Source organism: Acinetobacter sp. YK3 (assembly GCF_001729365.1).
GTDB lineage: Bacteria > Pseudomonadota > Gammaproteobacteria > Pseudomonadales > Moraxellaceae > Acinetobacter > Acinetobacter vivianii.
The window spans coordinates 1-12,559 of record NZ_LZPJ01000150.1; the positions used below are offsets into that span (position 1 = coordinate 1).

At 38.0% G+C, this 12,559-nt stretch carries 11 protein-coding genes; 6 read left to right on the plus strand and 5 right to left on the minus strand.

Annotated features, from left to right (window positions below; genetic code table 11):
- From A9Z07_RS17460 to A9Z07_RS17480, 5 genes are all read right to left on the minus strand, one after another.
- A partial coding sequence (locus tag A9Z07_RS17460) for an FKBP-type peptidyl-prolyl cis-trans isomerase (RefSeq protein WP_069580005.1) occupies window positions 1–634 on the minus strand: 634 nt, incomplete at its 3' end.
- A 47-nt stretch (window positions 635–681) separates the two neighbouring features.
- The gene (locus A9Z07_RS17465) at window positions 682–1,389 is read right to left on the minus strand and encodes an FKBP-type peptidyl-prolyl cis-trans isomerase (protein WP_069580006.1); all 708 of its coding nucleotides are present in this window, start codon (window positions 1,387–1,389) and stop codon (window positions 682–684) included.
- A gap of 175 nt (window positions 1,390–1,564) precedes the next feature.
- A complete protein-coding gene (locus tag A9Z07_RS17470) occupies window positions 1,565–3,748 on the minus strand; it encodes a polysaccharide biosynthesis tyrosine autokinase (RefSeq protein ID WP_069580007.1) in 2,184 nt (727 codons plus the stop codon).
- A gap of 17 nt (window positions 3,749–3,765) precedes the next feature.
- Window positions 3,766–4,194, minus strand: a complete 429-nt coding sequence (locus A9Z07_RS17475; protein ID WP_069580008.1) for a low molecular weight protein-tyrosine-phosphatase — start codon at window positions 4,192–4,194, stop codon at window positions 3,766–3,768.
- Window positions 4,195–4,199: 5 nt separating this feature from the next.
- Window positions 4,200–5,300: a polysaccharide biosynthesis/export family protein gene (locus A9Z07_RS17480; RefSeq protein WP_069580009.1), complete on the minus strand. Its 1,101-nt coding sequence runs from the start codon at window positions 5,298–5,300 to the stop codon at window positions 4,200–4,202.
- A 320-nt stretch (window positions 5,301–5,620) separates the two neighbouring features.
- Between A9Z07_RS17480 and wecB the strand changes: the two genes are divergently transcribed.
- From wecB to A9Z07_RS17510, 6 genes are all read left to right on the plus strand, one after another.
- Window positions 5,621–6,778: a non-hydrolyzing UDP-N-acetylglucosamine 2-epimerase gene (gene wecB / locus A9Z07_RS17485; protein ID WP_069580010.1), complete on the plus strand. Its 1,158-nt coding sequence runs from the start codon at window positions 5,621–5,623 to the stop codon at window positions 6,776–6,778.
- A 194-nt stretch (window positions 6,779–6,972) separates the two neighbouring features.
- Window positions 6,973–8,268 carry a Vi polysaccharide biosynthesis UDP-N-acetylglucosamine C-6 dehydrogenase TviB gene (gene tviB, locus A9Z07_RS17490; RefSeq protein ID WP_069580011.1) on the plus strand — a complete coding sequence of 432 codons (1,296 nt, stop codon included), beginning with the start codon at window positions 6,973–6,975 and terminating at the stop codon, window positions 8,266–8,268.
- A 26-nt stretch (window positions 8,269–8,294) separates the two neighbouring features.
- Entirely contained in the window at window positions 8,295–9,245 is a 951-nt protein-coding gene (locus tag A9Z07_RS17495; protein WP_069580012.1) for a Gfo/Idh/MocA family protein, read from the plus strand.
- Entirely contained in the window at window positions 9,242–9,820 is a 579-nt protein-coding gene (gene wbpD, locus A9Z07_RS17500; RefSeq protein WP_069580013.1) for a UDP-2-acetamido-3-amino-2,3-dideoxy-D-glucuronate N-acetyltransferase, read from the plus strand. Before A9Z07_RS17495 ends, wbpD begins: the two co-directional genes overlap by 4 nt.
- Before the next feature lies 1 nt (window position 9,821).
- On the plus strand, window positions 9,822–10,901 hold the full coding sequence (locus A9Z07_RS17505; protein WP_069580014.1) for a DegT/DnrJ/EryC1/StrS family aminotransferase: 1,080 nt from the start codon (window positions 9,822–9,824) through the stop codon (window positions 10,899–10,901).
- A gap of 7 nt (window positions 10,902–10,908) precedes the next feature.
- A complete protein-coding gene (locus A9Z07_RS17510) occupies window positions 10,909–12,186 on the plus strand; it encodes a lipopolysaccharide biosynthesis protein (RefSeq protein ID WP_069580015.1) in 1,278 nt (425 codons plus the stop codon).
- Window positions 12,187–12,559 lie beyond the last annotated feature (373 nt).

Consider the following 12,559-nt stretch of genomic DNA (forward strand, 5'->3'; position numbering starts at 1 on the left):
CAATGGCATCGCCTGAACCAACATCGCCATAAGCGAGATTTGCAGGAACAAAGAAGCGGCTCTTACCACCTACTTTCATCGTTTGGACACCTTCAGTCCAGCCTGCAATGACTTGGCTGAGTTTAAATTCTACAGGATGATTACGGGCGATAGAGCTATCAAACACCGTGCCATCTAATAGTCGGCCTTCATAATTCACTTTTACCGTAGAAGAGGCTTTGGGAGACTTTCCTTGACCTTGTTGTAGCACTTGATACTGTAATCCTGACTTAGTCGTTACGATATCTGCTTTTTTACCATTTTCAGCTAAGAACGCTTTCCCTGCCTGATCATTTTTTTTGGCCTGTTCCTGAAACTCTACCAGTTGCTTGGCTTCTAGACGCTTTTTATATTGATTCAGAACATTGGCCATTTCTTCATCACTTAAAGTGGCTGGCTTACCTTGCATGGCTTCTTGTAAGCCTTGTACAAAAGTCTCGATATTTAAATCTTTTAGTGTTTCGGCATTCCCTCGACCCATCAGATACCCGTAGCTATAGCCGAGTTGCTCTGTCTGTGGACTTTTTGTGGAAATGGGAGCTGCTTGAACCGTTCCGATGGTCGAGGCAATTAAAATCAGGCCTAATCTTTTCATTCTATCTTCCAAAAAATAAAGGAGGACTCTAGCCCTCCTTAAATCATTTATTTTACAACGATTAATTCTACATCAAATACTAGTGGGCTATTTGGTGGAATTGAACCTGGAACACCTTGTTCACCGTAACCTAGATTTGCAGGAATATAAAGCGTTGCCTTACCACCTTCTTTCATCAGCTGTAGACCTTCAGTCCAACCTGGAATGACTTGATTCAGTGGGAATTCAATTGGCTCGCCACGATCATAAGAGCTATCAAACACTTTGCCATCAGGAAGTTGGCCTTTGTAATGCACTTTTACGATAGAGCTTGCGGTCGGTTGCTTACCTGTACCTTCTTTGGTGATTTTATATTGCAAACCAGAAGCAGTTGTTTTCACGCCTTCTTTTTTGGCATTTTCTGCCAGGAAGCTGCTATTGGTTGCTTCAACTTTTTTGGTTTCATCCATTTGCTTTTGTTGTAGTTCCTTTTGGAATTCTACATACGCTGCCTGTAGCTCTTCTTCTGTATATGCTGCAGGTTTTTGCGCATGGGCATCACGGAAACCTGTGATAAATGCGCTTGTTTCTAATTCTGGTGGTGTTTGCTTAGCAACTTCATAGCCAAGTGCGTAGCTGATTTTTGCGACAGGTGCTGCATTTTTATCAGCTTTTGCCCCAAGTTCAGTCGCTGGGTGTTGAGTTGCATAGTAGACAGGAACGAGTGCTGCACCGCCTAATACGGCTGCGACAACGAAAGGTAAAGCTTTACTCATGAGATGTCCCAAAGTGAGATTGGAATAAAAAATATGGCAATGATCTTAGCATGTCTACGCTTAAGCATTGAATAACTAAGCGCAAAAATGCGTGGGTTTTTTATAAGATTTATGTGTTTAAATAAAAAAACCAGATCATGGGATCTGGTTTTTTAACAATCAATTTAAAGTTTGCTTAGTCATCTTTATTCGCTTTATAAGCATATGAATAGTTATAGCCATAACCGTAACCGGCACTTGAACGTTGAATGTCATTCAGAATAAAGCCATTCACTTTCACATTCGCTTGCTCAAAACGATTCAAACTTAGTTCAAGCTCTTTCATTTGTGATTTAGCATAACGTGCAACCAGTAAATTCACGCCCGCATATTGAGAAATAATAATACCATCGGTGACTGCCAGAATTGGTGGTGTATCAATAATGATATGGTCATATTGCTGGCTGAGCTGTTCCATGAATGCTTTAAATTGTTCAGAACTGAGCATTTCGGAAGGATTAGCTGGATTTTTACCTCGTGTAATTACACTTAAACCACTAACATCAGTTTGATGGATGACTTGGTTTAAGTCTGCAAGATTGCTTAAATATTCTGCTAAACCAGGTTTAACATCTAAATTAAAATACTTATGCATATAGCCACGACGCATATCCGCATCAATCAGCAATACTTTTTTATTGCTTTGAGCCAAAATCGTCGCCAGATTGGTTGAGATAAAAGATTTACCGACTTCTGGTGAAGGACCTGCAATCATAATAATATTATTTTTAGCATTTGATAATGCAAAATGAATCGCAGTTCGAATACTACGTAAACTTTCTACTGCAATATCATCATTATATTTAACTGCCAAAATTGGAATCGATTTCTTTTTCTTCAAGATACTCATACGAGTTTCTTGAACAGGAGAGCGTGGTACAGTCGCATACACTGGTAAATCAAATTCGTTCTCGATTTGTCCAGAATCTTTTACACCAGTACGTAACATATTACGTAATAGCGCAATCAGGGTTCCTAAGAAGCCGCCTAAGAAAATAGAAAGTATCAGGATTTGCAGTTTTTGTGGCTTAATTGGTTGGACAGGCTCTACTGCAGTATCCACAATACGCACATTACCAATTTCACCAGCTTTGGCGATACGCAATTGCTGATATGAGTTTAACAAAGCTGTATACAACTGAGTTTTTACTTCAACTTCGCGATACAATTGTAGGTATTGACGTTGAACATCGGGTAACTGTTTCAATGTATTATTTAGTCCAGCGATTTGCTTATCTAATGCTGCGATTTGAGCATTTATTTCACGCATGGCAGGATGCTCAGCTGTATATTTGGCTGCTAGATCTGCCTGTTGCTGTTGTAGCTCAATCTTTTTGGTTTCGAGTGTAATGCTTTGGGTTAAATACAGTTCAGATTCTTTGGTCACATCAACGGTATTATATTGTTGACGGAACTTGTTGAACACACGCTCTGCATCATCTAACTGCTTTTTCAGATCAGGTAATTGTTCATCCAGAAATTTTAGGGTTTGTGCTGTTTCAGCTGAACGGCGTTCGACATTTTGTGCGCTATAAGCGGCTAAAATGGCATTAAGTACCTTAGTAATATGTTCTTTATCTTGTCCTTGATAGTTAAGTTCTAAAATTCCAGTCAACTTACCTTTCTCTGCTACAGCATAATTTGAATTAATTGTTTGTACTGCTGCAGGAAGTGAACTCTTTTTGATTAGATAATGTGTATCAAAATTATCTTTAGTAAAAATCGCAATCTTCCAAACACCATAATGGGTACTGAATTGATTTAATTTATTCAGCGGCGCAGTTAAAATTACTTCTTCTGTGGCAAGATCTGTAAGGCTGAAATTATTGTCTTTAAAACTTAAACTAAGTGTTTTATCTAAATAATAACTTGGAACTTCAAATTGTTGGATATCAAAAGCTTTTTCTTCATCATGGAAGGTAACCGCTTTAGAACCATATTCAGTTGCATAGTCAGCTTTATTAAATAAACGATGGGTAAAAGTATCTTCAGGACTAGAAATGCTGAGATCGAGATGAAGTGCTTGAATTACTGAGCCAAGTACCAGACGCGATTTTAAAATTTCGATTTCAGACTGTGCAGGAGATTTTTGATCAATTACTTGTGAAAGATCGCCAAGAAGAGCTGCAGATGCACCTTTTTTATCTTCCACTTGAACTAAGGCATCAACTGAATAAGTATTAGGCGTTGTACGCAGGTAGAGTAAAGCTAAGACTAGACTCAGAATAATACACAATGCAATAAGCTTCCATTGTGCGATCAAAGCAAAGAAAAGCTCTTTCAGGTCAATTGTTTCTTCAGTACTGCTATTTTGGCTCATAATCTTAATCTAAAAAGTTAAATATAATTTTTCCAGTCAGCAACACACTGTTGAATTAACTGGCAGGTATTATCAAAAAAAGCTTGGTCATGTTGATAAGGGTCAGGTACATTTTTATTTTGCCAATGTCCTAGTCGAAAAATTTTCCCTTTTGCAAATGGCCACATCTGTTCAATATGTTTTTGCTGATTATGACTCATCACTAAAATAAGGTCTGCTTGTTTTAAGTGCTCTGCATTCAGTTTTTTTGCAACATGTAGGCTCATATCAATATCTAGACGTTGCATACACAGTTGAGCTTTATCATCTACTGGATGGCCGATCAGTCCAGAAATACCAGCAGATTCCACTCGCAGATTTGGATGTTGCTGTTTGATCAAGTACTCTGCCATAGGACTACGGCAAATATTGCCTACACAAACGACCAAAACACTTTTAATCTCCATTGTAATTATTGCCCCAAACGATCTATGTTATACAAGGCATTTGAGAACGGAATAATCTGGTTGACAATTCGTTGCCAGCGGGTCAGTCCCGTTGCATCGACATAAACGATATCATTACTACGTAGCTTAAATTGATTTGCAAGACCAAAATCGCCCAGACTCAATAAATTTAAATGATAGAGTTCAGTATGGCGATCATTAGGATTGGTTCGGAGGACATAGATACGACTGGCGCTAGCAGAATTTGGGTTAATACCTAAACTTTCACCAAGTGCATCACTTAAGGTCATACCTTGATCGCGTATTGGTAGGGCTTGATTTTTGCCAGATTCACCCATTACATAAATTTTCTGATTTTCTCGGCTACTTACATAAATTGTATCATTGGGTTGCACTAACAATTTATGTAAGGAATAGCCCGCTTTCTCAAGCTCGATCGTATTTAAATCATACGTCTGCCCATTACGAACCAGTTGGACGTAGGTATTTGCTCCTTTATCATTAATGCCGCCTGCCATACCTAACGCAGTATAAATACTAGTAGGTTGATCATTTAAATAGAACTGCCCACCTTTGAGTACACTACCTTGTACTGAATAACGTTGTCCTTGGTATGACAAAACACGTACGATGACATCTGGGTTTTTAAGATATTGAGCAAATTGCTTGCGTAAGTCCGCATTCAGTTGCGCTAAGCTTTTACCAGATGCTTTATAACGTCCAACCAGTGGTAGTTGTATATAACCACTTGAATCAATTGGATACCCATTTGCTTGAACTGCCTGTTCATTATTTATTGTCGTGGTTGGGGGGGTAATTTCTGGGTAAGCCCAAAGTTGAATCGAGAGTATATCTCCTGAACTTAGGCGATAAGTTGGCCGTTGTTGTTTAAACAACGCTTCATAATTATTTCGATAGTTGATTTGGGCCGGTTGAAGAGCCATTAAGTTATCTTGAGTAATTTTTATTACATCGACATTGGTTCCTTGATCAGTCGTATATGTACCTTCACTTGGAATATCATAGGTTTGTAAGCCTGAAGTAACAGCACAAGCTGTAGCACTAAGACTAATCGCAAGAATGGAAAAAAGTTGATAATGCTTCACACTCGACCCTTAATATTTATGTCTAAAATAAGATCCGTTGCCCGAAATAGCGAGGGTTTAGACTTAGAATTTTGCCCATTCTAGCCGAAAAAAGTTAAAAAAACAGCGCAAAATAGATTTGCTTTGTATGCTTAGTATTGCTGAATTTTTTTTCAAGAACGTTTGTCTATAATTACAATATGAATTTCGTTGGTATACGTAGCTATTAGTGGTGGCAATTGTATTTAATTTTTTGTAAAACTTTATGGGCAATATATGTTGTAAATAAGGTGCAGTATGATAGGTGCTATTTATATAATGAAATATTAGAGAAGAAACAAATGAAAAAAAGAATTTTACTTATATTTGGTACGCGACCTGAAGCAATAAAAATGGCGCCTTTAGCGTTAGCTTTACAAGGGTTTACACAAGATTTTGACACTAAAGTCTGCGTAACTGGACAACATCGACAAATGTTGGATCAAGTCTTAGAACTTTTTAATTTAGTGCCTGATTTTGACCTGAATTTAATGAAACCAGGACAAACTTTGTCAGATGTCACTTCTGGCGTACTTAAAGGTTTGGAACAAGTATTTGAACAATGGAAACCGGATCTTATTTTAGTGCATGGAGATACTGCAACAACATTTGCAGCTTCATTAGCTGCTTATTATCACAAAATAAAAGTTGGACATGTAGAAGCTGGCTTACGTACAGGAGACTTGTATTCACCTTGGCCAGAAGAAGCCAATCGACGGTTAACAGGTGTGTTGGCAAATTATCACTTTGCTCCCACACAGTCCTCTTATGACAACCTTATTAAAGAAAATGTTAACCCCGCGAATATTGTAGTGACTGGTAATACTGTGATTGATGCTCTATTGCAAGTGAAACAAAAGGTTGAGCAAGACCAAATGCTTGTGAGTCAATTTCAGAAGCAGTTTCCATTTCTAGATACGAACAAAAAAATGATTCTTGTGACAGGCCATCGACGTGAGAATTTTGGGCAAGGCTTCTTAAATATTTGTTCAGCTTTGGCTAATCTTGCCAAAAAGTATCCAGATTTCCAGATTGCGTATCCTGTACATTTGAATCCAAATGTACAGCAACCTGTGAATGAGCTTTTAGCTGGTATAGAGAACATTCACCTGATTGCTCCTCAGGACTATTTACCTTTTGTCTATTTGATGAATCGCAGTTATCTGATTTTGACGGATTCTGGCGGTATTCAGGAAGAAGCGCCCTCTTTGGGCAGACCAGTGTTGGTGATGAGAGAGACTACAGAGAGGCCAGAAGCAGTCGAAGCCGGAACTGTGCGTCTAGTGGGTACAGATATTGATAAAATTGGAAGTGCTGTGTCGGAATTAATTGAAAACAAAAAGATCTATGCTGCAATGGCTGAGGCCCATAATCCTTATGGTGATGGTACAGCATGTCAGCAAATCATTAACTTTATGAAAGCTAAGTTAAGTCAACAGAAAAAAGATGATCCGATGTAATAAAAAAGTGATGTATCTCACGGTATTTGAGGATAATGTAACAAGTATAAACGCTTGTAAACACAATCATACAATTGAAATGAGGGAGTCTTAAAAAATTTGTTATAGTACGCACGACGTTTAATGTGAAGCATTAGGCCTGAAAAAATCATTTGATACTGATGTAAACTTTATAAAGGAATAGGCTGATTGTGATGCAACTTGCCGAATTGAAAATAGCAATTATTGGTTTAGGGTATGTAGGTTTGCCATTGGCAGTTGAGTTTGGCAAAAAAACTCCTGTGGTCGGATTCGATATCCACCAAAAGCGTATAGATGAACTTAAAAGTGGTCAAGACCATACTTTAGAGGTTTCATCAGAAGAATTAAGTCAAGCGACCAACTTAAGTTATAGCGCAAATTTAGAAGACTTAAAAAGCTGTAACTTTTTTATTGTGACTGTACCGACTCCGGTTGACGAGGTGAACCGACCAGACTTGACACCTTTAAAAAAGGCAAGCGAGACCTTAGGTAAGGTGATTAAAAAAGGCGATATCGTTGTTTACGAATCTACTGTATATCCTGGGGCTACAGAAGAGGTCTGTATCCCAGTGCTCGAAAAAATTTCAGGTCTGAAATTTAATCAGGATTTCTTTGCGGGTTATAGTCCAGAACGAATCAATCCAGGAGATAAAGTAAACACCTTAACCAAGATTAAAAAAATCACCAGTGGTAGTACGCCAGAAGTTGCAGATAAAGTAGATGCTGTTTATGCCAGTATCATTACTGCGGGTACCCATAAAGCATCAAGTATTAAAGTTGCCGAAGCAGCCAAGGTCATTGAAAACACACAGCGTGACTTAAATATTGCCTTAGTAAATGAACTTTCGGTAATTTTTGATCGTCTGGGTATTGATACCATTGATGTACTTGAAGCTGCTGGTAGTAAGTGGAACTTCTTACCATTCCGCCCAGGTTTGGTAGGGGGACATTGTATTGGGGTCGACCCATACTATTTAACTCATAAAGCGGAAGAAGTGGGCTACCATCCACAGGTTATTTTGGCCGGTCGTCGTATCAATGACAATATGGCACGCTATGTGGCACGTAATACAATCAAGCGTATGCTACAAAATGGTATTGATGTGCCTCGTGCAAAAGTGGGCGTACTCGGCGTTACCTTTAAAGAAAACTGTCCAGATATCCGTAACAGTAAAGTCGCGGACTTGATTAAAGAATTTGAAGCTTGGGGTGCTCAAGTGGTCGTTGCGGATCCGTGGGCAGATGCTGAAGAAGTCAAGCATGAATATGGGGTCGAATTAGGTCAGGTCAATGCGGAGCATCCAGTCGATGCACTTGTTGTTGCTGTAGGACATAATGAATTCCGTAATTTATCTGCAGCTGAACTAAAAAGCTATGTGCGCAGCAATCAGCCTGTTCTTGCCGATGTCAAAGGTTTATTTGATCGTATAACCATGACTGAACAGGGTTTTACAGTATTCCGCCTATAATTTAAGAATTGAAAAGAAGTGAAATGATGAAAAAATTTGCTCTTATCGGTGCGGCTGGATATATCGCACCTCGCCATCTGAAAGCGATCAAAGAAACAGGTAATACTTTGGCTGTAGCCATGGATGTAAATGACTCTGTCGGGATTATGGACAGTCATTTTCCTGAAGCAGAATTCTTTACTGAATTTGAAGAGTTTGAAGCCTATGTTGAAGACCAAAAATTAAAAGGTGAAAAGCTGGATTATGTTGCGATCTGCTCACCCAACTACCTACATGCCCCTCACATGAAATATGCGTTGAAAAACGGTATTGAAGTGATTTGTGAAAAACCATTGGTACTGAATTCAGAAGATTTAAATATGCTTTCTGAATATGAAAAGCAATATGGTGCCAAGGTAAACTCAATTTTACAGTTACGTTTACATCCATCTATTATTGCTCTGCGCGATAAAGTTCAAGCTGCACCGGCAGATAAAGTATTTGATGTTGATCTGACTTATCTCACTTCTCGTGGTAAATGGTATTTAAAATCATGGAAAGGGGTAGACAACAAATCGGGTGGAGTTGCCACCAATATCGGTGTGCATTTCTATGACATGCTACATTTTATTTTTGGCAAGATTGTTAAAAATGAAGTACATTTCCGTGATGAAAAAACGGCTTCAGGTTATCTGGAATACGAACGTGCACGCGTACGTTGGTTTCTGTCGATTGATGCAAATAACCTTCCAGACAATGCGGTACAAGGTGAAAAACTCACTTATCGCAGTATTACCATTGAAAATGAAGAACTTGAGTTTTCAGGTGGCTTTACCGACCTTCATACCCAAAGCTACCAGCGTGTACTAGAAGGTAAGGGTTACGGGGTTGAAGAAAACCGTGCAGCAATTGAGACTGTTGAAGTGATCCGTGTTTCTCCTATTGTTGAAAACCCGGAAAATCCTCATCCATTATTGGCAAAGGTGAAAAATGCATGAGCTTTTATCAACATGAAACGGCCATAGTGGATGATGGTGCACAAATTGGTGAAGATTCACGTGTCTGGCACTTCGTGCATGTCTGTGGCGGCGCCAAAATCGGTAAAGGCGTGTCTTTAGGCCAAAACGTATTTGTGGGTAACCGCGTTGTGATTGGTGACCACTGTAAAGTCCAGAACAATGTATCGGTTTACGATAATGTCGTTCTGGAAGAAGGCGTATTTTGTGGGCCGAGCATGGTCTTTACCAATGTGTATAACCCGCGTTCGCTGATAGAGCGGAAAGATCAATATCGTGACACGTTGGTGAAAAAGGGTGCCACATTAGGCGCAAACTGTACCATTGTCTGTGGTGTGACAATCGGCGCATATGCTTTTGTTGGGGCGGGTGCGGTAGTGAATAAGGATATCCCTGCTTATGCACTAATGGTGGGTGTGCCAGCAAAACAAATCGGCTGGATGAGTGAGTTTGGTGAACAGCTAAATCTTCCTTTACACGGACAGGCACAAGTAACCTGCTCGCATACAGGCGCAGTTTATCAACTTGATGGAACGACACTGACAAAGCAAGGTTAATATGATTGACTTTATTGATTTAAAAGCGCAGCAACATCGAATTAAAGATAAAATTGATGCTGGTATTCAAAATGTATTGACGCATGGTCAATACATTCTAGGTCCAGAAGTGACCGAGCTGGAAGAAAAATTAGCTGCCTATGTTGGCGCGAAATATTGTATTACTTGTGCTAATGGAACTGATGCCTTACAAATTGCGCAAATGGCATTTGGTATTGGTTCTGGTGATGAAGTGATTACACCTGGCTTTACTTATATTGCGACAGCGGAAACAGTGGCCTTATTAGGCGCAAAGCCGGTCTATGTGGATGTAAATCCTAAAACCTATAATCTGGATGCTGAAAAACTGGAAGCAGCAATTACCCCTCGCACGAAAGCCATTATTCCAGTGAGCTTATATGGCCAGTGTGCTGACTTTGATGCAATCAACGCGATTGCTGCAAAGTATGGTATTCCAGTAATCGAAGATGCGGCACAAAGCTTTGGAGCAACTTATAAAGGTCGTAAAAGCTGTAACTTAAGTACGGTTGCCTGTACTAGCTTTTTTCCAAGTAAGCCATTAGGCTGCTATGGTGATGGTGGGGCTATTTTTACCAGTGATGATGAGTTGGCTAAAGTAATTCGCCAGATTGCACGTCATGGACAAGATAAACGTTACCATCATATCCGTGTGGGTGTGAATAGTCGTTTAGATACTATTCAGGCTGCGATTTTATTACCAAAATTAGAAATTTTGGATGATGAAATGCAGGCACGCCAAAGAGTAGCTGAAGTTTATAACCAGTTATTTAATCAGGCGGGTATCCAGACAACACCATATCTTGAGCCACATAACACCAGTGCATGGGCACAGTATACGATTCAGGTCGATAATCGTGCAGATGTTCAGGAAAGACTAAAAGCTCAAGGGATTCCAACGGCTGTACATTATCCGATTCCTTTGAATAAGCAACCTGCAGTGGCTGATTCAAGTGTCGCGTTGCCTGTAGGTGATGCAATTGCGGAAAGAGTCATGAGCTTACCAATGCATCCATACTTGACATTTGAAGCTCAAGATCAAATTGTTCAAGTTTTAGGTTGATTTAATAGTGAAAAGCCTTTTTGAAAAAGTTAATACTAGATTAAATGCTCAAGGAGGCTTTTTAAAATCTGTCAGTGTTTTGGTTGGAGGGACAGCTTTTGCACAGATAATAGGATTACTCTGTCTACCATTATTGACACGACTATATAGTCCAAATGACTATTCTATACTTGGTATATACGTTGCTATTGTATCTATTTTTGCAGTTATTTCTTGTTTTAGATTTGAAATAGCAATTCCTATACCAGAAAAAGATGAAGAAGCAAAATCTTTACTTTTTATTTCTTTGTTAAGTAATATTTTTACTATTCTTTTTTTGTATTTGATATTGTTATTAGTCTATCCCTTAATAAAGAATTTACATATCATTCGTCAACTATCTATATGGATTTGGTTTATTCCATTAGGGGTTTTTTTATCAGGGTTATATTCAGCACTGCAATATTGGTCTTCTCGTAGGAAACGTTTTAAAGAAATAGCTCATACACGCATGACACAAGCTATCCTTGGTAATGGAGCTAGTCTTATTGTAGGAATCACCACAGGTGGTTTTTGGGGGCTTATTTTTGGACAATTATTGAATTTTAGTGGAGGTTTTCTAAGACTAGCTAATAGTACTTATCATGATTTAAAAATTATAAAAAAAACTTTACCTCTAAAAGATGTATTGTATAAATATAGAGATTATCCCAAATATTCAACATTTGAAGCACTTGCTAATATAAGTGCAATACAGTTACCTCTTATTATTATAGCGAGCTTTGTGGTGGGGGCTGAAGTAGGTTATCTAATGTTGGCGATGAAAATCTTAGGAATTCCTATGGGGTTAATAGGTCGAGCAATGTCACAAGTTTATCTATCACATGCACCTGAATTTTATAAGAAAAAACAGCTATATAGGTATACTGTTGATATATTGAAAAAAATATTCAAGCTTATTGTTATTCCTTTTATTTTATTGGCGATGTTAAGTCCATATATATTTGATTTTATTTTTGGTGAAAATTGGAGCGGACTAGGGAAATATATTTTAATAATGATACCATGGTATTTTATGCAAATTCTATCTTCCCCTGTTTCTATGGCATTACACATAATAGGTTCTCAGAAAACTGCACTAAGTTTACAGGTTTTTGGTTTTGTTATGCGGGTTGGCATCTTAATAATTATGGCAATAATTGGAAGTAATTATATCGTGGATTATTATATTTTTTCTGGGTTCTTATTTTATTTGATTTACATGCTTGTTATAGTTAAAGCTTTAAGACAGGAAGATATTGGTTAAATTCTCTAACAGATCTGATTATTTGTTTTTAACTATTTTAAATAAACGAGGATAAAATGTTTGAGTTTTTATTTCTAATCCTTTTCTTTCTGTTTCCATTTGTAATATATTTTTCTTATATATATTTGTTGCGTGAAAGTTTTCTTAAAGTTGGAATTTTAAATTTTCTTTTAATTAGTATTTTTGTTTTTGCATATATAGGTGTAGTTTTTTTATTTTTTCATATGGATCCTTTAAGGGTATCTAATGGAGTGGTAAACAAAGAAACTATATTTGAAATTTGGTTATATTCTTCTATTTCAGCTTTTTTTATAATTGTCTGTGCTTTTTTTTCGAAGAAAGTTATAGCTATAGCAGATTCCTCATTTAATAT